Annotated in this window: 16 protein-coding genes and 1 tRNA gene; 5 read left to right on the plus strand and 12 right to left on the minus strand. The window is 55.4% G+C overall.

What is annotated here, in order from left to right; all coding sequences use genetic code 11:
* Positions 1-18: 18 nt before the first annotated feature.
* A complete protein-coding gene (gene rlmKL, locus GRX64_RS03385) occupies positions 19-2,187 on the minus strand; it encodes a bifunctional 23S rRNA (guanine(2069)-N(7))-methyltransferase RlmK/23S rRNA (guanine(2445)-N(2))-methyltransferase RlmL (RefSeq protein WP_235937499.1) in 2,169 nt (722 codons plus the stop codon).
* 329 nt (positions 2,188-2,516) lie between these two features.
* Between rlmKL and rmf the strand changes: the two genes are divergently transcribed.
* Entirely contained in the window at positions 2,517-2,726 is a 210-nt protein-coding gene (rmf, locus tag GRX64_RS03390; RefSeq protein ID WP_166263775.1) for a ribosome modulation factor, read from the plus strand.
* 248 nt (positions 2,727-2,974) lie between these two features.
* Here the strand turns inward: rmf and GRX64_RS03395 are convergent, their stop codons facing one another.
* Entirely contained in the window at positions 2,975-4,003 is a 1,029-nt protein-coding gene (locus GRX64_RS03395; RefSeq protein WP_166263776.1) for a quinone-dependent dihydroorotate dehydrogenase, read from the minus strand.
* A 411-nt stretch (positions 4,004-4,414) separates the two neighbouring features.
* Between GRX64_RS03395 and GRX64_RS03400 the strand changes: the two genes are divergently transcribed.
* The gene (locus GRX64_RS03400; RefSeq protein WP_282433923.1) at positions 4,415-5,581 is read left to right on the plus strand and encodes a cation diffusion facilitator family transporter; all 1,167 of its coding nucleotides are present in this window, start codon (positions 4,415-4,417) and stop codon (positions 5,579-5,581) included.
* Between the two features lie 60 nt (positions 5,582-5,641).
* Here GRX64_RS03400 and GRX64_RS03405 read toward each other — a convergent pair whose 3' ends face one another.
* A complete protein-coding gene (locus tag GRX64_RS03405) occupies positions 5,642-7,144 on the minus strand; it encodes a RimK family protein (protein WP_166263777.1) in 1,503 nt (500 codons plus the stop codon).
* A gap of 205 nt (positions 7,145-7,349) precedes the next feature.
* Between GRX64_RS03405 and rimI the strand changes: the two genes are divergently transcribed.
* Positions 7,350-8,468, plus strand: coding sequence for a ribosomal protein S18-alanine N-acetyltransferase (gene rimI / locus GRX64_RS03410; RefSeq protein WP_166263778.1), 1,119 nt, complete (start codon positions 7,350-7,352; stop codon positions 8,466-8,468).
* Between the two features lie 5 nt (positions 8,469-8,473).
* Here rimI and uvrB read toward each other — a convergent pair whose 3' ends face one another.
* The gene (gene uvrB, locus GRX64_RS03415) at positions 8,474-10,495 is read right to left on the minus strand and encodes an excinuclease ABC subunit UvrB (RefSeq protein WP_166263779.1); all 2,022 of its coding nucleotides are present in this window, start codon (positions 10,493-10,495) and stop codon (positions 8,474-8,476) included.
* 198 nt (positions 10,496-10,693) lie between these two features.
* Between uvrB and GRX64_RS03420 the strand changes: the two genes are divergently transcribed.
* Both GRX64_RS03420 and GRX64_RS03425 read left to right on the plus strand, forming a co-directional pair.
* Positions 10,694-11,878, plus strand: coding sequence for a pyridoxal phosphate-dependent aminotransferase (locus tag GRX64_RS03420; protein ID WP_166263780.1), 1,185 nt, complete (start codon positions 10,694-10,696; stop codon positions 11,876-11,878).
* A gap of 69 nt (positions 11,879-11,947) precedes the next feature.
* Positions 11,948-12,023, plus strand: a tRNA-Asn gene (locus GRX64_RS03425).
* Positions 12,024-12,281: 258 nt separating this feature from the next.
* On the opposite strand, the gene pyrF is transcribed toward GRX64_RS03425, so the two are convergent.
* From pyrF to hisC, 8 genes are all read right to left on the minus strand, one after another.
* The gene (pyrF, locus tag GRX64_RS03430; RefSeq protein ID WP_166263781.1) at positions 12,282-12,992 is read right to left on the minus strand and encodes an orotidine-5'-phosphate decarboxylase; all 711 of its coding nucleotides are present in this window, start codon (positions 12,990-12,992) and stop codon (positions 12,282-12,284) included.
* Positions 12,993-13,080: 88 nt separating this feature from the next.
* Positions 13,081-14,250, minus strand: coding sequence for a lipopolysaccharide assembly protein LapB (gene lapB / locus GRX64_RS03435; protein WP_166263782.1), 1,170 nt, complete (start codon positions 14,248-14,250; stop codon positions 13,081-13,083).
* Positions 14,250-14,552: a LapA family protein gene (locus GRX64_RS03440; protein ID WP_166263783.1), complete on the minus strand. Its 303-nt coding sequence runs from the start codon at positions 14,550-14,552 to the stop codon at positions 14,250-14,252. Before GRX64_RS03440 ends, lapB begins: the two co-directional genes overlap by 1 nt.
* Before the next feature lie 86 nt (positions 14,553-14,638).
* Positions 14,639-14,935, minus strand: a complete 297-nt coding sequence (locus GRX64_RS03445) for an integration host factor subunit beta (protein WP_166263784.1) — start codon at positions 14,933-14,935, stop codon at positions 14,639-14,641.
* 130 nt (positions 14,936-15,065) lie between these two features.
* Positions 15,066-16,757 carry a 30S ribosomal protein S1 gene (rpsA, locus tag GRX64_RS03450; protein WP_166263785.1) on the minus strand — a complete coding sequence of 564 codons (1,692 nt, stop codon included), beginning with the start codon at positions 16,755-16,757 and terminating at the stop codon, positions 15,066-15,068.
* Positions 16,758-16,884: 127 nt separating this feature from the next.
* On the minus strand, positions 16,885-17,562 hold the full coding sequence (cmk, locus tag GRX64_RS03455) for a (d)CMP kinase (protein ID WP_166263786.1): 678 nt from the start codon (positions 17,560-17,562) through the stop codon (positions 16,885-16,887).
* A 2-nt stretch (positions 17,563-17,564) separates the two neighbouring features.
* Positions 17,565-19,790: a bifunctional prephenate dehydrogenase/3-phosphoshikimate 1-carboxyvinyltransferase gene (locus tag GRX64_RS03460; protein ID WP_166263787.1), complete on the minus strand. Its 2,226-nt coding sequence runs from the start codon at positions 19,788-19,790 to the stop codon at positions 17,565-17,567.
* Positions 19,783-20,916, minus strand: a complete 1,134-nt coding sequence (hisC, locus tag GRX64_RS03465) for a histidinol-phosphate transaminase (protein ID WP_166263788.1) — start codon at positions 20,914-20,916, stop codon at positions 19,783-19,785. The genes GRX64_RS03460 and hisC overlap by 8 nt, the downstream gene beginning before the upstream one ends.
* Between the last annotated feature and the right edge of the window lie 11 nt (positions 20,917-20,927).

A 20,927-nucleotide genomic window follows, 5' to 3' on the forward strand; every position in this document is an offset into this window, starting at 1 on the left:
CCGCACCGTCGGGCGCAATCAGCGTCCGTGCCGAATGTGCCAGCATCGGTGAATCCGCGCGTTTCTCAGGAAGTCCTTATCGATTGTGTCCTTACTGACCTCGTCCACCCGATATTGGGCCTCGACTGAGTTCGCCAGCTTGAAGCGTCTGAAGTTATTGGAAAATATCAGCAGTCCGTCTGGCGCTAAACGAGCCATGGCCTGACTGATGAGCAGGGCATGATCGCGCTGTATGTCCAGCACGCCGTCCATTTTTGCGGAATTGGAGAATGTCGGCGGATCCATAAATATCAGATCGTACAGGTCGCCCGCATTCGGTTTTGCGGCCAGCCAGTCCAGGCAATCCGCCTTTTTCACAACATGCTGAGAGGCTGGCACGCGATTCAGCTCCAGATTGTCACGCGCCCAGTTCACATAAGTATTGGACATATCAAGGCTGAGCGAGCTTACTGCGCCGCCGACGGCTGCATGCACCGTGGCCGCTCCGGTATAACAAAACAGGTTCAGAAACCGCTTGCCGTCAGCATGCTGCTGAATCCAATGCCGGACGGGGCGGTGGTCGAGAAACAACCCGGTATCGAGATAATCTTTGAGATTTACCTTCAATGCACAGCCATGCTCATGAACGGTGAAAAACTCGCTGGTCGCCGCCTGTTTCTCATACTGGTTAATGCCGGTCTGACGCTGACGCTGCTTGCACACCATCAAAGACGGGTCAATCTCCAGGGCGTCCGGAATCACCGCCAGGGCTTCTGCCAGCCGTTCTCTCGCCAGCCGGGCATCGACCGACTTGGGCGGGGCATATTCCTGAACATGGAGCCGCTCGCCATAGACGTCAATGGCCAGGGCAAACTCAGGCATGTCCGCATCGTATAGCCGATAACATTCAATGCCCTGTTTGCGCACCCACTGCCCCATCGCCTTCCGGTTTTTACGGAGCCGGTTGCGTAGCATCTCGGCTCGCTCAGGGTGACTGATTTTGGGAAACAGTTCGCCCGTGGCGGTGCGCTCCCGGGCGATGGTTTCATTGTCTTTGCTGATCTCAAACAACAACAACTGCGCCGGCAGTTTGCCATTGAACAACTTGTACTGTTTATAACTCCGTAAACCAATGGCATGGCCAACTTCCGGCGCCCCGGTAAAGACACCAAGTCGCCAGCCCGGCAGAGCCTGCTTGACCGCTTCACCCAATGACTGATAAAGCCCGCTCAGCGCATTACGTTCGCTCAAGCGTTCGCCGTAGGGCGGATTGGTCAGCACCAACCCGGTATCCGGCCACTGTGCATCACGCGCGAATGCACCCAGGGCGCGGCATTCCAGGCGCACAACGCCTTTTAATCCTGCGCGTTCGACGTTTCGCAGGCCAGTAGCGACCACAGCCGCGTCCTGATCGAAACCCACCATTGGCTGGGTGTTGACTGAGCGCCCCTGCTCCGCCCTCGCTTTGGCCTCCCCAACCAGCCTGTCCCAGAGCTCGGCCTGGTGCCCCAGCCAGTGAGTAAAGCCAAATTGCGCTCGCAGTAATCCTGGGGCATGGTCCATTGCCATCAAGGCAGCCTCAATGGCCAGTGTTCCCGAGCCACACATCGGATCGACAAAGCCACCCCCGGCAGCCGACAACTCGGGCCAGCCAGAACGCAACAGCAAAGCCGCTGCCAGATTTTCCTTCAACGGCGCGACACCCTTTTCCGTCCGGTAGCCACGCTTGTGCAGACTCTCACCGCTCAAATCGATCCCAACCTGCAGCAGGCCACGGTGCAATCGTGCCGATACAATCAGGTCCGGCGCGACGGTATCAATTGACGGTCGCTCGCCGCTGTCGGTGCGGAGATTGTCCACGACACCGTCTTTGACCCTCTGGGCGCCGTATTGAGTGTTGCGTATCGCATCATTCTGGCCCACAAAGGCAACTTTGAACCGGCCATCGACCGGTAGGTGATTTTCCCAGGCAATGGCCCTCACGCCTTCGTACAATTCGTCGCCGCTGATCGCGCTGACTTCCGCCAAGTGCAGAATCACCCGGTTAGCCAGTCGTGACCACAGGCAAGCCCGATACCCTGCCTCTAGCGTCCCTTGCACCCAAACGCCCGCCGGTGCATTGCGAACGGGCTCAAACCCAAAGCTCTGAAGCTCATCTGCCAACAGGTATTCGAGGCCTTTGGGGCAAGTTACAAAAAACATCAACATCGGCAAGACTGACTCCTGCAACCCGGAGGTTGCGCTAAAGGTGCATTACGACTGGATTACTATGATAACCGACCCGGTGTTATTTCACACAAACATAAGCAGTGGGTCATCTATATGAAATAAATAGTGTACAGGGAACGACTTTTCGTCTTACCTTGTAGGTGACGCGTCGAATTAGGGAAACCTTCGTTTCCCATACTAGGATCCTGAATTGCCATGACTATGATTGGCAACAGTTGCGTAGGCCCTGGAGGGGTTACGCGAGTCATATCTGGTCAAGGCAAGTGTGTACACGCTTGTTCTGTTAAATCCATGATGTGAGGAACGGCATGAAGAGACAGAAAAGAGATATGTACGCTCGCGCATTCAAGCGAGGATATTTGGCCGGCGTGTCCGGAAAATCAAAAGACAGCTGCCCACTGGACCAAGTGGAAGTCAGACAAGAATGGTTGAATGGGTGGCGTGAAGGCCGCACAGATAACTGGGACGGCATGACCGGCGTTTCAGGAATTCATAGACTGGCGGATGTAACGGCATAATCGTTACCAACCATAAGCAAGAGGTGCCCGAAGCAATCGCCAGCACCTGGGCGGGAAACAGAATAAAGTTTCTCTAAGTTCCCCAACTGGAAGCAGCAACAAAGCAACCAAACGAGTCCTCACGACTCGTACCATGCGATGATGCGCCACGGGGTTTATTCCCCGCACGGGCCCGCTTAGCGGGCCCATTCTTTTTTCACTTCCTCATTTGAACGGTCAAGACCTACCGCCAGCCCTTTCGCTTGCCTTTAGCTGTTGAGCTTAAGCTGCTCAATTGCCGTAATCGCCTCGCGAATAAGCCCAGGGCCCCGGTAGATGAACCCGGTGTATATTTGAACCAGCTTGGCGCCCGCCTCGATTTTTTCCACCGCGCTGGCACCATCCATTATCCCGCCGACACCAATGATCGGTATCCGGGAGCCTAGCTCAGCGCTTAACGCCTGTATGACCCGAACCGAGGGTTGCCGAACCGGCAAGCCGCTGAGCCCACCTGACTCCGACGCCAGCGGGTGATTGGCCACCGCCTCTCGGGACACCGTCGTATTCGTTGCAATCACTCCATCCATACCGGTATCTGTTAAAACCCGTGCGACAAACCGAATGCCCTCGTCATCCATATCCGGCGCTATCTTGACGGCAATGGGGACGTAGACGCCTTGAGTGGACTGTTGTGAGAGCTGCTCGTCTTTAATGGCCTCGAGCAATCGCACCAGGGAGTCGCCGAACTGAAGATCTCGCAGCCCCGGAGTATTGGGTGAGGACACATTCACGGTGATGTAGTCCGCCCGACTGTAGACGGCGGCAATCCCCTTACGGTAATCCGATTCCGCATTTTCCACCGGCGTGAGCGCATTCTTGCCCACATTAATGCCGAGAATGCCACGGTAACGCATGCGATCAACGCGGTTGAGCAGGTGATCCAGGCCCTTATTATTGAAGCCCATACGATTGATAATCGCCTGATGCTCGGGCAAACGAAACATCCGAGGCTTGGGGTTACCCGGCTGAGGTAACGGTGTGACGGTGCCGATCTCAATAAAACCAAATCCCAAGGCGCCAAGCGCGTCCACATGATCGCCATCTTTATCCAGTCCCGCCGCCAAACCCACGGCATTGGGGAAAGTAAGCCCCATAACGTTCACCGGCGTTGCGGTTACAGGGGATGACAGCAAACCTGACAGCCCCAGTTTTTCGGCCACATCCAGGCTCGTCAATGCGACGGCATGCGCCTGCTCGGGCGGAAGCCTGAACAGCAGATTTCTGATAAGGCCGTACATTTCACAACTCCTTGCTATGATTAGGCTGTGATTTCTGATCACAATGGCTGGAAACGCAGTATATAGAAAGTTGTCCACAGACGCTCTTACCCCCAGTCGATGACGGGTAAATGACTGTCCCGTTAAGGTCTTGTGACCTTTTCCACGGATTCTGTGGATAACTCTGTTGAAAATGCCCGATTACATTTTGCTAACCCTTGGGAAACAAGCCCACCTACAAATTGATCAATTTTTAACCAGTTTATAACTAATTGAAAACCTGAAGAATATAAAGCCACATTCTCGTCATTCTCGAAAAAAGCAAGCGTTAATCATTTTTATTAAATGCTCTGAATGTGTGCATAAGATGAATGAACGTACCACTAGAATGAGTTGATATTATCCGCTGAATCTGTATTCAGGAAATTTGCCTTGAGCCAAACGACATCTGTTCAAAATCACGCCGACACTTCTCATGCCACAGAGCTGAAAGCGGCCACCAGCGTAACCATCATTGGAATGGTGCTTGATGCCGCACTGGGCGGGATCAAATGCGTGGGCGGGGTACTGTTCCACTCCCAGGCACTGATCGTTGATGGCATTCACTCATTCACCGATGTTGCATCAGACCTTGTGGTTCTGGCCGTTATGAAGGCCTCCAGGCAGGCGCCCGACCAATCGCACCCCTATGGCCACCAACGCATTGAAACGCTCGGTACAATGCTGTTGGGCAGCATTCTGATCGCCGTCGGCGCCGCGTTGGCGTGGGATAACGTTTTGCGCTTGCTGGCACCCGCCGCCAATCAGCTTCCCGAGTGGCCGGTACTGATTGCCGCACTGGTATCAGTGGCTGGCAAAGAATGGATTTATCGGTATACGCGACGCGTTGGCATGGCCATACGCTCAGACCTGATCATTGCCAATGCCTGGCACAGCCGCACCGATGCGATGTCCTCGGTGGTGGTGGTGTTCTCAACGATCGGCGCGATGCTGGGGTACGTGTGGCTGGATATTATTGCTGCTGTGGTGATTGCCATCATTATTGCCCGGGTGGGCTGGCGCTTTACCTGGGACAGCGTCAGGGAGCTGGTGGATACCGCCCTGCCCGAAGAGGATACCCGGGAGCTCACCAGAATTGCCATGGCCACGGAAGGCGTGCGAAATGTCCATGAACTTCGCAGCCGGCGCATGGGCCACGACATCATGCTGGATGTGCATCTGCAGGTGAAGCCCGAGATCAGCGTGTCAGAGGGCCACCAAATAGGCATGCAAGTGGTTCAAGGCATGCGCACAGCATTCGAGAACCTGAAGAACATTAATTTCCACATTGACGCGGAAAATGACGAGGAAGGCCTACCAACCACCGTCCGTCTGCCCAGCCGTCGGGAAGTCCGCGAGACATTGGCCCAGTGCGTCGGCGAGTTTCCAGATAAGTGCCACCTACGGTTGCATTACCTTGGCAATCATATTCACCTCGAACTGTTTCTGGACAAGGCGTACCGAGACGACCCGGCCTTTTCCAAGCAACACCTGACCCGTCAGCTCGAGGCCTTGCCCTGGTTTGGCAGCCTCCGTATCTGGTTTCCCGGCGAGGAGTAAGCGTCCGATCCCCTCCGGGAAGGCCTGGCCGCACCTCCCCCCATCGCCGGTAAGCCCGCTTTAACGACTCCGTTTGGCTTCCATGCGTGACAGGAACTCCTGCATGATAAGTGTGTAAAGCTCACCACCAAGAAAGCGATCCTCCACGCCTGCGTCCACGTTCGGATTGTCGTTCACCTCGATGACGGCCACCCGGTTGCCGGCCTGCTTGATATCCACACCGTAAAGGCCGTTACCAATCAGCCGCGTCGCATTCAGCGCCGCCTGAATCACATTGCGCGGCACTTCATAAGTTGGCATGGTATCAAAATCGCCGCTATCCACCTGCTGGTTACCACCGTGCTGGTATATCTGCCAGTGCCCTTTCACCATGAAATACTTGCACGCAAAAATGGCGCGCCCGCCGAGTACGCCGATTCGCCAGTCGTATTCGGTATAAAAATATTCCTGAGCCAGCACCAGCGCCGACTGCTTGAACAGAATTTTCAGCGCCTCTTTCAGGCCCTTTTCATCCTCAGCCCGCATAACGCCCCTCGAAAAGGCACCATCCGGTATCTTGACCACCATCGGAAAACCAAGGTGCATTATCGCCTGCTCCACCGAACCTTTCTGATCCTTCGACAGAATCAGCGTTTTGGGTGTCGGCACTTTGTTGTTTTTCAACAAATCCGCCAGATACACCTTGTTGGTGCACCGAAGAATGGAGACCGGGTCATCGATTACCACCAGCCCCTGGGCTTCTGCCTTACGGGCAAACCGGTAAGTATGATGGTCAATGGCGGTGGTTTCTCGAATGAACAAGCCGTCGTATTCCGGCAGCCTCAGATAATCCCGTTTGGTGATCGTTTCAACATTAATACCCAGCTTCTTGCCGGCTTTTTCAAAGCAAGCCAGCGCCTCATTGTCACTGGGAGGCAATTGCTCGTCAGGGTTCACCAGCATGGCAAGGTCGAAACGATAACGACGACGGGAGCGGGGTTTGCGCCAGACAATGCTGCTGAATTTGTCCAGTGCGGCAGCAAACACATCCTGTTCTTTGCCATGCAGATCCGCAGGCGAGGCCGGCTTCATCGACTCAATTTGCCAACCCTTACGCTTCTTGAAAACGATTTCCAGTATCGGGCAGGGAAAACGCTCAAACAACGCGCGTGCCACCGGCTTTAAGTCATCGTGTTCAGCCTGGCCAAAATAGGTGCGAATCCGCACCTGATGCGTCGCATCGCGATCATCATCACCGGGTTTTACGGCCGCACCGGACGCTTCCAGCCACTGCAATACGCTGGCATCCAATTCCTCCAGCTCTAATGAAAACAATCCCTTACGACTCAGGTCATTGAGCGTGATGACCGACGGCACCACATGGTGCCCGCGCGCTTCCGCCAACAGCGAGCAGTAATAGCCGCGGCTCAGGTAGCGGGCACTTTGACAAAGATTGATGACCCTTACACGACTGGAGGCCGGGGCGGTAAACTGAAGATACTGGTCAAAGGTTAGAACATCTTCGCTGGGGTAATACGGCGCCCAGTCTTTGGCGCGATCGACAACGATCAGTAATCGTGACATGCGGGGCAATCCTCCTTGAGGTCAATGCCAACGGTTGCACATCGCACCATCGCGAGTCCACCGAGAAGCCGACAATACCCCCACCGAAGCTTTTGCACAATCATCCGGAAATGCGTGATTTTACGCATGATTTCCCGCTGTTCACCGGGTCAGTAGTCTCTCATACTATGGCCTGCCTCCAACCTTCTCCCGAGCATTAAACCGTATGGCTGAATTTTGTTTTCGATTGGCCGAGAGTGACGACATCAACGCACTGGTTGCGCTCGAAAACCAGTGCTTTGTCGATGACCGGATATCCCGCCGAAGTTTTCGCCGGTTTGTTGAAATGCCCCGCGACCGTGTCGTGGTGGCACTCAAAGAGGGTGTCCTGCTGGGTTATTGCCTTGTCCTGATGCATGCCACCACCCGGCTGGCGCGCATTTATTCCATTGCGGTTTCTCCAGAAACACGGGGGCGTGGCCTGGGCGAGCAGCTGATTCGGCAAGCGGAGCAGTATGCCGTCGAGGCGGACCGCATCATCATGCGGCTGGAGGTCCGGGAAGACAACACCAGCGCAATTGCACTCTATCGCCGGCTCGGCTACCGCCAGTTTGGCTGCTATCGGGACTATTACGAGGACCATGGCACTGCGCTGCGTTTTGAACGGCGCATTCTGTTCTACGAACCCTCAAAGCAATTCCGTGCGGTGCCCTACTACCCTCAGACTACTGATTTTTCTTGCGGACCGGCGGCACTGATTATGGCCATGGCCGCACAGGATGACGATCTGTCCTTAACCACCCTGGAAGAGCTGCGGATATGGCGCGAGGCCACCACCATTTTCATGCTTGCCGGTCACGGCGGGTGTGGCCCCCACGGGCTGGCTCTGGCGGCCTGGAATCGGGGCTTTGAAGCCACCGCTTATGTCAGCAAGGAGGGTGCGCTGTTCAAGGACACGGTCAGAAACGACAACAAAAAGCGGGTACTCGAACTGGTGCATGAAGGCTTTATGCACGACCTGGGGAAAACAGGCATTGAACTCCACCATGACCCTTTGACCCTGGAGAACCTCGAGCAATCGCTGAAAGCCGGCCAGGTGCCGATCATTCTGATCAGTACCTGGCAGCTTAATCGCAGCCGTGTCCCCCACTGGGTCACAGTTTGCGCCATCGACAACCAGTTTGTGTACCTCCACGACCCGGAAATCGATGCCGAGGCCGGTGAAACCGTCGCCGATAAACAGCACCTTCCGGTCGACCGCAAGGTATTTGACCAGATGTCTCGCTATGGCAAAAACCAGCCGCTGCAGGCCGCGGTGATTGTGGGCCCAAAACGTAAAACCTAACCGGCTTACCCCATACGAATGGCGGTCTCCTTCAAAGCCGCTATATCATCTCTCAGCCGGGCGGCGGTTTCAAAATCGAGGTCCGAGGCGGCCTTGTACATGTCGTCTTCAAGTTTGGCGATGTCTTTCAGTATTTGCTCCGGTGAGCGCCCAGCCGCTCGCAGGCGGTACTGCTCAGCCTCTTCTGCGGCTTTCTGCCCCGGCCGCTCTGCACGACGACGGCCTGAACCACCCCCGGAAGCGCCTTCCATCACATCCGCCACTTTTTTGGTCAGGCCAACCGGGGTAATGCCATGCTCCAGGTTATGAGCCACTTGTTTGGCCCGACGACGCTCGGTTTCATCCATGGCGCGCTGCATCGAACCGGTAATCCGGTCACCATAAAGAATGGCTTTGCCATTGAGGTTTCGGGCGGCGCGGCCCATGGTCTGTATCAGTGAACGTTCGGAACGCAGAAAGCCTTCCTTATCCGCATCCAGAATGCAGACGAGGGAGACTTCCGGCATATCCAGGCCTTCCCGCAACAGGTTGATGCCCACCAGCACATCGAACTCACCACGACGCAAATCTCTTATGATCTCGACCCGCTCCACGGTATCAATATCCGAATGCAGATAACGCACACGAACGTCGTGCTCCATCAGGAAGTCCGTCAGATCCTCGGACATACGCTTGGTCAGCGTGGTGACCAGGACTCTCTCGTTTAGCTCGACCCGTTTGCGAATCTCCGATATCAGGTCATCCACCTGGGTCGAGGCCGGCCTCACCTCGATTTCAGGATCGATAAGGCCGGTCGGACGCACCACTTGCTCCACAACTTGCCCGGCATGTTCGGCTTCGTAGTTGCCGGGCGTGGCCGAGACGAAAATCATTTGCGGCGCAATCCGTTCCCACTCATCGAATCGCATGGGACGGTTATCGAGCGCCGAGGGCAATCGGAAACCATACTCCACCAACGTTTCCTTGCGGGATCGGTCTCCCTTGTACATGGCACCGATCTGCGACACGGTCACGTGGGATTCATCCACCACCAGCAACGCATTCGGTGGCAGGTAATCAAACAGGGTGGGCGGGGCTTCGCCAGGCTGACGACCGAACAGATAGCGGGAATAGTTTTCAATGCCGTTGCAGTAACCCAGCTCAAGCATCATTTCGATGTCGTAGCGGGTGCGCTCTTCGAGACGCTGGGCCTCCACCAGACGATTATTGTCTCGCAGCAACGTCAGCCGCTCTTCCAGTTCCACCTTGATGTGCTCAATGGCGTCGAGCACTTTTTCGCGCGGCGTCACGTAGTGAGACTTAGGGTAAATTGTGACCCGGGGAACACGCCGGAATACCTCGCCGGTGAGCGGATCGAAGAAGCTGAGATTTTCCACTTCGTCGTCGAATAACTCGATGCGGATAGCTTCCTTCTCGGATTCTGCCGGAAATACGTCGATGACGTCCCCGCGTACCCGGTAATTAGCGCGGTGGAACTCGATGTCATTGCGGGTGTATTGCAATTCCGCCAGGCGCCGCAGGATGTAACGCTGGTCGATCTTATCGCCACGATCCAGATGCAACATCATTTTCAGATAGGATTTTGGGTCACCCAAACCGTAGATGGAAGACACCGTGGCGACAATGATGGCGTCGGGCCGTTCCAGCAGCGCCTTGGTCGCGGACAAACGCATTTGCTCAATGTGCTCGTTAATCGATGCGTCTTTTTCGATAAACGTATCGGAAGACGGAACATAAGCTTCGGGCTGGTAGTAATCGTAGTAAGAGACAAAATATTCTACCGCGTTATCTGGAAAGAATTCTTTGAACTCGCCGTAAAGCTGGGCCGCCAGAGTCTTGTTGTGGGCCATGACAATGGTGGGACGCTGAATCTCTTCGATCACGTTTGCGATGGTGAACGTTTTGCCAGAACCGGTAACACCCAGCAAGGTCTGGTGCGCCAGGCCCGACTGAATCCCGTCCACCAGGCTCGCAATTGCCTTGGGCTGGTCGCCTGCTGGCTGGAAAGGCGAATCAACTTTGAACATAGTGACGTGACGTCCTCCGAGACAATGAGAGCAACAAAAAAGGTGGCGGAATAATAACACTCCCGGGAGCGTAACCTTATCCTTATACTAGCTTCATGGTACCATCTGTACGTTTAACGGTGGCCATCGGACCCCCTCACAGCGGGATTGCCGACAGCACCGGAGCCTACTTCAGACGCATCTTTAAGGAGCGCAAGTTTGGACCTTCAACTTTCCAGCCGTGTACAGGCAATCAAGCCCTCTCCCACCCTTGCTATTACCAACAAAGCGGCAGAACTTCGTGCCGCCGGACAGGATATCGTCGGCCTTGGTGCAGGCGAGCCTGATTTTGATACCCCGGATCACATCAAGGAAGCGGCTATTGCGGCAATCAAAGCAGGCCAGACCAAGTATACGGCAGTTGATGGCACCCCCGGTCTGAAAAAAGCAATCATTGCCAAATTCAAACGGGACAACGGTCTGGACTATGAGCCGTCGCAGATCCTGGTGTCCAGCGGTGGCAAACAAAGCTTTTTCAACCTCGCGCTGGCGACCCTGGATGCCGGTGACGAAGTCATTATTCCTGCGCCCTACTGGGTCTCATACCCCGACATGGTGCTGGTCGCCGAAGGCAAGCCAGTGGTTATCAAGACGTCTGCCGACAGCCGCTTCAAGATCACACCCGATCAGTTGGAGAGTGCGATCACCGACCGCACCAAGCTGTTTGTCATCAACAGTCCCTCCAACCCCAGTGGCATGGCTTACACCCTGGACGAGCTCAAAGCCATTGGTGAGGTGCTGAAGCGCCATCCGGGAATCATGATTGCCACGGACGACATGTACGAGCCCATTTTGTGGACCGGCGAGCCCTTCAACAACATCCTGACCGCCAACCCTGAACTGTACGATCGTACCTTCGTGCTCAACGGCGTATCCAAGGCCTACTCAATGACAGGCTGGCGTATCGGTTATGCCGCCGGCCCCACTAAAGTCATTGGCGCCATGAAGAAGATTCAGTCCCAGAGCACGTCCAACCCGGCATCAATCTCACAGGCGGCCGCGCAGGCCGCACTGGAAGGCTCTCAGGACTGCATTGCCCCCATGGTCAAGGCCTTTAAGGAACGCCATGACTACCTGGTTGAGGCACTCAATGCGCTACCCGGAGTTGAATGCCTGGAGGGAGATGGCACGTTTTACGCTTTCCCCAGTTTCCAGGGGGCAATCGAAGCACAGGCGGGCATCAACGACGACGTGGAGATGGCAGAAATGCTGCTTAAAGATGCTGGCGTTGCGCTGGTGCCAGGATCCGCATTCGGCGCGCCCGGATACATGCGATTGAGTTTCGCCACTAGCATGGATGTTCTCAGAGACGCCATCAGCCGACTTCAAAAAGTCTTGGGTTAATCCCCGATTCAGGGTTGACGAGGCGCGGTGGCCACCGTAACATACGCGCCTCGTTAAGACCGACGACGTTCCCCGATAGCTCAGTTGGTAGAGCAACGGACTGTTAATCCGTTTGTCGCTGGTTCGAGCCCAGCTCGGGGAGCCACTATTCAAAAAAAACCGCTACTCCTTTCCGGAGTCAGCGGTTTTTTTATGCCTGCCCGACGCCAACGCCGTAGCTTTCGCCGAAACATGCTGCGATCAACCGGTACCTCGATCGTGGCCAAAGCCGCACCTGAAGGACCGTGGCGGGATTGATGTCTGAATCACTATGATCATCTGCCCGTTCGCAACTGAAACCTCTGGAGACGCCCACCGAAGCCCCCACACGCCGGGCCAGTCACCATGATGTACTCAGGCTATCTCAGCTCGCACGCAGTTCGTCGTCTATCGCCATTAGCGCTGCCAGCGGGTCCGCCGCCAGAGTGATGGGTCTTCCGATCACCAGGTAGTCACTGCCAGCGTGAATGGCCTCTGACGGCGTCATGACCCGTTGCTGGTCGCCCCTGGCGGCCGTCAGGGGTCGTATGCCGGGTGTCACCAACCGGAAATCCACGCCTTGCTCACGCTTCAGTAATGACGCCTCCTGCGCGGAGCAAACGACGCCGTCCAAACCACAGTTGCGCGTCAAGGTCGCCAGCCTCGACACCTGCTGCTCGGGGCTGTCTTGAATGCCAATGCCGGCCAAATCAGTCGCGCTCATACTGGTCAGGACCGTCACGGCGATCAACAGTGGGCGACCTTCCCCGTAGGTTGCCAATCGCTCTCGACAGGCTACCATCATGCGCTCACCACCCGAGGCATGAACATTGACCATCCAGACCCCAAGATCGGCGGCCACCGCCACGGCGGCAGACGTGGTATTGGGAATATCGTGGAATTTGAGATCGAGAAACACTTCAAACCCCCGCTGGTGCAATGCCCCCACCAAACCCGGACCGCAGCGGGTAAATAGTTCCTTGCCTACTTTAAGGCGACACAGGCTGGGATCTAGTTGGTCAACCAGCGCCAGCGCTGCCTCGTCTGAGGGAAAATCCAGGGCAATAATGATTTTTGGGTCAATCGGGTTTTGCACGGTTACATTCCTGAGCGTTCTGTTAATTCACGTTTACACTGACGGTTGAAGTCTGCCTGCCTAATTGCTGACGGGGCGTGACCACCACCTATTCCGCTTCCACGCCCTGGATCGGACGAACCGTCTCCCAGTGTTTACAGCTGGGGCACAACCAATGAAGCTGCCGCCCGGAAAAACCGCAGTTGACACAGCGGTAGACGGGGCGATTCACCAACAACAAGTGGCCAATACGACTCACCAGTCTGCCCTCGTCCGTCGTCATGCCTTTTTCATAGCCCGCCATCTCGACCAGCCGCAGCAACCCTCTTACGCTGGGGCGTATTTCCAGCTCCGCGCGCAGCAGCTCTATCGCCGCCAGGCGTCCTGATGAGCGCTCCGTGGATTCCACCAGAGCCAGAAGCAGACTCGTGCTGGGCCAAACCTGATACAACTTTTTCAGCTTCCTCTCGAGACGGGCAACATCTCCATGCTCCTTTTCCAGCTTCATCAAGCGGTCAACCGCCTCCGAACCAAAATCCGAGTTCTGGTCAAAGACTTTCAATAAGGTCGCCGCCGCCTCCCGATAGTTGCCGTGGAGCCTCTGAAGACTGACCAGAATGAAAGTCGCCCGGATGCAGGAACGATCGTGCCCCAGCGCTTCCCTCGCTAATTTCTGAGCGGACCAGCGATCATCATTACGCATCGCCACTTCGGCCAATTCACAGGTGATGTACGCCAACTGCTTATTGAGCACCGGGTCCAACGCGGCTGTCATCAAGGTGACAGCCACCTGCCCCGCCTTCTCCCATTCTTTTTCTTGCTGATACAGCTCTATCAATTGGGCGGAAGCCTTACGCCCATAGTCGCGGTCACCCATCAACTCATGGAACAATGCTTCGGCCCGATCCAACAAGCCGGCAGCCAGATAATCCAGTGCCAGCTCAAACGTCACTTGGGGGGAAAAGCGAGAGGGTAATTCGGGGCGAGCCAAAAGATTCTGATGGATTACAATGGCACGGTCCGACTCACCTTTCAGGCGAAAATGCGCACCGATTGAAAGATGCAGACTGACGGTGTCTCGACTGACAGCCAGTGACTGGACGAAATTCTCAACCGCTTGGTCAGAATAATTGGTGAACAGGAACTGAAGCCTGTCTTTGACCGAAGCCTCATCTGATATGACCGAAGCCGAGCCACCCGCAGAACGCCCGGCACGACCAGCGAACCAGCCAGCAGCTACCGCTACCGTTAACAGCAGCCACTGAAAAACAATATCCATCAGGTGGTCCGGTCGGTGGGATTCCTGGTCGTCTCCAACGCTTGCTCAGCTCGAGTCAAACGCTTTTGTAACTGTCGCCGGGATACGGAGGTCCGAATCGTGGCCAGCATCGTCAGCAATACACCTATCAGTGCACCGATAACAAACGACATTATGATCCAGATGGCGACACCATGAGGAGCAGTTTCGAACAGGAGAAAGTTCAAAGACACTGCCATTTGGTTATTCAGCGAAAACACCAATGCCAGCAGCACCAAAAACAACACCAATAGAATGATCAGTATTTTCTGTAACCCGGCCATAAGCCAATACGCTCCCTGAATCATCCGGCAATTGATAATGGTGTTAAGTCATCATTGTGCAACAGCTTATCAATTGAAAAAAGTGCTCAATATCCTTTTTTCATACTGTCATTAACCTGCTCGCGCAACTCTTTGCCCGGCTTGAAGTGAGGTACAAATTTTGCGGGCAACTTGACGGCCTCTCCGGTTTTCGGATTGCGTCCTGTGCGGGCCGCACGATGATGAAGCGAAAAACTGCCAAACCCGCGAATCTCAATGCGCTGACCTTCCGCCAGCGATTGGGACATGTGTTCAATAATGGTTTTTACGGCCAGTTCGACATCTTTGACAGACAACTGAGTCTGTTTCGATGCAATCAATTCGACCAGTTCGGACTTTGTCATGAGGCTCATCCCTTTTTCGTTCTTATTGCGAAGCTGATGCCACCGCCTAGAACGTAGTTTAGCTAAACCCCAAAAAAACACAAAAAAAACGGGCTGTTACAGCCCGTTTTTTTATAACTAACCGGAAATTTTAATCCTTGTTAGCGTTTTGCTGCTGCATTTGCTCTTTGATCAGATCACCGATAGTGGTGGCGCCTGAGCTTTCTGCAGTTTTCTCGCGAACACTTTGCAGCGCCTGCTTGTCGTCCTCAACATCTTTGGACTTAACAGACAGGTTGATCACACGGTTCTTGCGATCAATGCTGATGATCTTCGCTTCAACTTCGTCGCCTTCGTTCAGAACGTTGCGCGCGTCTTCAACACGGTCACGACTGATTTCAGAGGCTTTCAGTACGGCTTCAACTTCGTCATTCAGGGCAATGGTTGCTGCCTTGGCGTCGATGGCGGAAACAGTACCTTTAACGATGGAGCCCTTGTCGTTTAACTGAACAAACTCGGCGAACGGATCGCTTTCAAGCTGCTTGATGCCCAGGGAGATACGCTCACGCTCAGGATCAACAGACAGGATAACGGTTTCAACCTCGTCACCCTTCTTGTATTCACGAACCGCTTCTTCTCCGGTTTCGTTCCAGCTGATGTCAGACAAGTGCACCAGGCCGTCGATGCCGCCATCCAGACCAATGAAGATACCGAAATCGGTAATCGACTTGATCTTGCCGGAAATACGATCGCCCTTGTTGAAGTTGCTGGAGAAATCTTCCCATGGATTGGAAACGCACTGTTTGATACCCAGGGAGATACGACGACGCTCTTCGTCGATATCCAGGATCATGACGCCAACTTCATCACCGACCTGAACCACTTTGGACGGGTGGATGTTCTTGTTGGTCCAATCCATTTCGGAGACGTGGACAAGACCTTCAACACCCTCTTCCAGCTCGGCAAAACAGCCGTAGTCTGTCAGGTTGGTAACACGAGCAGTTACCCTGGCGTTCTCGGGATAACGTCCCTTGATATCAACCCATGGATCTTCACCCAGCTGCTTCAGACCCAGAGACACACGATTACGCTCGCGGTCGAACTTAAGGACCTTAACGCTGATCTCGTCGCCGACGTTCACAATTTCGCTCGGATGCTTGATGCGCTTCCAAGCCATATCAGTGATGTGCAACAGACCGTCAACACCGCCCAGATCCACGAATGCGCCGTAGTCGGTCAGGTTCTTGACGATACCCTTGATTTCCATACCTTCAGTCAGGGTCTCAAGCAGTGCATCACGCTCAGCACTGTTCTCAGCTTCCAGAACCGCACGACGTGAAACCACGACGTTGTTGCGCTTCTGGTCCAGCTTGATGACCTTGAACTCAAGTTCTTTGTTTTCCAGGTGCGCAGTGTCGCGAACCGGACGAACGTCCACCAGTGAGCCTGGCAGGAACGCACGGATACCGGCCAGATCGACCGTGAAGCCACCTTTGACCTTGCCGTTGATCACACCTTTGACGACTTCTTCTGCTTCGAAGGACTTTTCGAGAACCTTCCACGCTTCTGCACGCTTGGCTTTTTCACGTGACAGGCGGGTTTCACCGAAACCGTCTTCGACCGCATCGAGAGCCACATCCACAGTGTCACCGATCTGTACTTCCATCTCACCCTTATCATTAAGGAACTGTGAGGCTGGAATAACACCTTCGGACTTGAGGCCGGCGTTAACCGTCACCCAATCACTGTCGATATCAACCACGGTTCCCTGGACGATGGAACCCGGTTGCATGTCAATTTCTTTTAGGCTTTCTTCAAATAGATCCGCAAAGCTCTCGCTCATTATGTGTCCTATGATCAACGCAAGTTTACTCCGTGCTGCCAGCGACACGGTCTGTGAATCGTGATCCGGATACGGCCAGGGCTGGCTGTTAACGCAATACCCGGTTTCCAACAACAAAAAGGTGTGGTCAGGCCTGGCCCGCTAAGGCCATTACCCTGTCCAACACCTCTTCTATGCTTAATCCTGTCGAGTCAATGACTTGCGCATCTTCTGCAGGCTTAAGCGGGGCGGCTGAACGGTTTGTATCCCGCTCATCACGCGCCCTGATCTCTTCTAAAAGGGCGTCAATGTTAACACTGACACCTGCGTCCTTCAACTGGCGATAACGTCTCTGCGCACGTTCTTCAACACTCGCCGTCAAAAACACTTTCACTGGGGCATTGGGGAAAACCACCGTCCCCATATCACGGCCATCGGCCACCAGCCCCGGAGACTGCTGAAAATCTCTCTGACGCTGCAACAAAGCGTCTCGGACGGGCTGAATAACGGCAATTTTGGAGGCATTATCACCACAGGTTTCGGTGCGAATGGCGGCAGTCACATCTTTACCATTCAAAAGGACCTTCACCGGCTCACCGGCCGGCGTGGGTTCGAACGCCACGTCGAGGCTCGAGGCCACCCGAACCAACCCGGCTTCGTCGTCAAAGGCGACCCGCTGTTGTTCGGCAGCCAGGGCTGTCAGACGGTAGAGTGCGCCACTGTCCAACAAATGCCAACCCAATCTGCGCGCCAGCATCTGCGTAATCGTCCCCTTGCCCGATCCACCAGGCCCATCTACGGCAATAACCGGTGCGTCAGCCACCATCCTCACGCTCCCTCGACCGATATCTGGAACCCGGTTTCCTGAGCCAACGCCACAAACCCGGGAAAAGACGTTGCCACATTGGCGCAGTCACTGATTTCAATGGGTCCGCTGGCCCGAAGCGATGCCACGGCAAAAGCCATCGCAATGCGGTGGTCACCATGGCTATCAACTTTACCGCCGCCGAGCGTTTGGCCTCCCGGGATGACAATGCCATCGGGGGTTACGGTTGTCTGAACACCCAACTGGCTCAAACCATCCGCCATCACCTGAATACGGTCGCTCTCTTTGACCCGTAATTCTTCGGCTCCCCGCAGAACGGTCTCGCCCTTGGCGCAGGTCGCTGCAATAAACAGCACCGGAAACTCGTCAATCGCCAACGGCACCTCACTCTCCGGAATGTCGATGCCCCGCAAGGTCGCTGACCGAACCCGCAAATCTGCAACGGGCTCACCACCGACCTCACGCTCATTGCTCACATCAATCCGGGCGCCCATCAAACGCAGAATGTTGATCACGCCAACACGCGTTGGATTCATACCCACATGTCTTAATGTCAGGTCCGATCCTTCCGCAATACTGGCGGCCACCAGGAAAAAGGCCGCGGACGAAATGTCAGCGGGTACATCAATGGTGCTGGCAGACAGGCGAGCCCCGCCGGTTAACGATGCCGTGGCACCCTTCCTGGTCACCGGATAGCCAAAGCCCGCGAGCATGCGTTCAGTATGATCCCGGGTTGGTGCCGGCTCGGTGACTGAGGTCACCCCTTCGGCATACAGCCCCGCCAATAACAGGCAGGATTTCACCTGTGCACTGGCAACTGGCATGTCATAATGAATAGCCTTCAATGCCTGACCGCCGCGAATTTTCAGGGGTGGCCGGCCACCGTCGGCGGTATCGATGAGCGCACCCATGGTGCGCAAAGGGTCAGCCACCCGCCCCATCGGTCGCTTTGACAAACTCTCGTCACCCGTCAACTCGGAGTCAAAGGCCTGCGCGGCCAGCAGCCCCGTAAACAGGCGCATGGCAGTGCCTGAATTACCCAGGTACAACGGCCCCCGGGGTGCCTGCAAGCCATCGATGCCAACCCCATGGATACGGACAAAACCGTTATCGGGCCCCTCAATTGCAACACCCATATCCCGAAATGCCTGAAGCGTCGCGAGACTGTCCTCGCCTTCGAGAAATCCCTTAACTTCGGTGATCCCGTCTGCCAGCGCTCCCAGCATGATCGAACGATGGGAAATGGACTTGTCACCCGGCACGCGGATATCACCGGTTACTTGGCCGCCTGGCTGGAGTTTAAAGGTTACCTGAGTCTGGTTTGTGTTCGTCACGAAGGCCTGCCCTGAAAGCATTTTTGAGAAATGTTCCCGCGCCGCTTTGGCACGGCTGAAAACACGGAGCAAGGTTGCCCCATCCTGTTCGGCGATCGCCGTTCTAAGCTGGTCCAGATCATGGGTAAAGTGGTCGATTACCCGCAGAACTGCCTGTTGATTGGACAAAAAGATATCGTGCCACATGACAGGATCGCTGGCAGCGATGCGGGTAAAGTCCCTAAATCCGCCCGCCGCATAGCGAAAAATGTCCAGATTTTCGTCTTCGCCCGCCAATGTATCCACCAGCGAAAAAGCGATCAGATGCGGCAAGTGACTGGTGGCCGCCAGCACTTCGTCATGGTAAGCCACCGGCATTGTAAGAACACGAGCTCCACAGCCTTCCCACAGCGCACTGAGTTTTTGAAGATGGTCTGGATTCACATCTTCGGGCGGCGTCAGGATCACCTTATGATTGGCGAACAAATCTGGGTCTGCTGCGGCAATACCGCTTTTCTCGGAACCGGCAATTGGGTGACCGGGGATGACCGCCGGTAAGTGTTCGCCGAACACCGCTTCAACAGCCGTCACGAAACTCGCTTTGGTGCTGCCCACGTCCGTCAACAAGGCGCTTTTCTCAAGCCAGGGCTGGACCTCACGAAGTACCGACTCCGTCGCCCGCACCGGCACCGCCATCACCACAAGATCGGCGCCACGAACAGCTTCTGCGACCGAACCCGCAGCCTCATCCACGACCCCGGCCTTCAAACCCTGGGACAACTCCTCAGGATGCTGATCGGCGCCAACGACAACACGGGCAAGCCCGTTTTTTTTAATGGCGCTGGCCAAAGAACCGCCGATCAACCCCAGCCCAATGATGGCCACTCGCTCGAATAAGGGCTCCTGGTCAACCATTAGCGGAGTCCTGGCGACTGCCGTGCAGTGCTTTGCTCAGCGCATCCAGAAACCGCTGATTTTCCGCCGGCAGACCCACCGATACACGCAGGTGCTCTGGCATGCCATAGCCGGCAATGGGCCTCACAATCACGCCCTGGGCCAACAAACGCTCAAACACAGCCGGCGCTTCTGGGCCCACTTCCACCGCGATAAAATTACCGGACGATGGAATGTAGCGTAAGCCCAGTGCCTCCAAGCCGGCGGCCAGCTGCTTCAGGCCGCTCGCATTGACCTGCCGTGACCGAGCCAGGTAGTCCTCATCATCCAACACCGCCGTTGCCGCCGCCAAAGCAATGGAATCAACATTAAATGGCTGACGAACACGGTTCAGAATATCGGTGACCGCAGCCGAAGCGAGGCAATACCCCACGCGCAATCCGGCTAGGCCCCAGGCCTTTGAAAAAGTTCGCGACACGATCAGGTTGGGATAATGATTCAACCACTGGATACTGGTGTAGTAATCGCTTACATCAAGGTATTCGCAATAGGCCTCATCAAGCACCACGATGACGCGCTCCGGCACGCTGGCCAGAAACCGCTCCACTGCCTCAAGACTGTGAGCAGTTCCTGTCGGATTATTGGGGTTCGCAACGAAAATCAGTCGCGTTTTGTCAGTGACCGCCGAAGCCATGGCGCTCAGGTCGTGGCCCCAGTCACGAGCCGGTACCTCAACACCCTTCGCACCGATGGCACGGGTCACCAGCGGATAAACAGCAAAGGCGTACTGGGAGTAAATAATCTCGGCTGTATTGTCTGCGAAACTGCGGGCAATGATTTCCAGAATATCGTTGGAGCCATTCCCCAGTGTCACTTGCGCCGGTTTCAGGCCCAGCTTTTGAGACAGCTTTGCCTTGAGAGCAAAGCCGTTGCCATCGGGGTAACGACACAGATCACCCAGCGCTTTTTGCGCCGCGCTCAGCGCCAAAGAGCTGGGGCCCAAGGGATTTTCATTGCTCGCCAGCTTTACGATTCCGGCCGGATCCAGCCCCAGCTCCCGGGCCAGCTCATCAATGGGCTTTCCGGGTTGGTAAGGCATTAAACCCTGCACGCCCTCTACCGCCAGGGTCTGATAATCGATCGACATAGAGTGCATCC

The sequence above is a fragment of the Marinobacter caseinilyticus genome (assembly GCF_011074955.1).
Lineage (GTDB): Bacteria > Pseudomonadota > Gammaproteobacteria > Pseudomonadales > Oleiphilaceae > Marinobacter > Marinobacter caseinilyticus.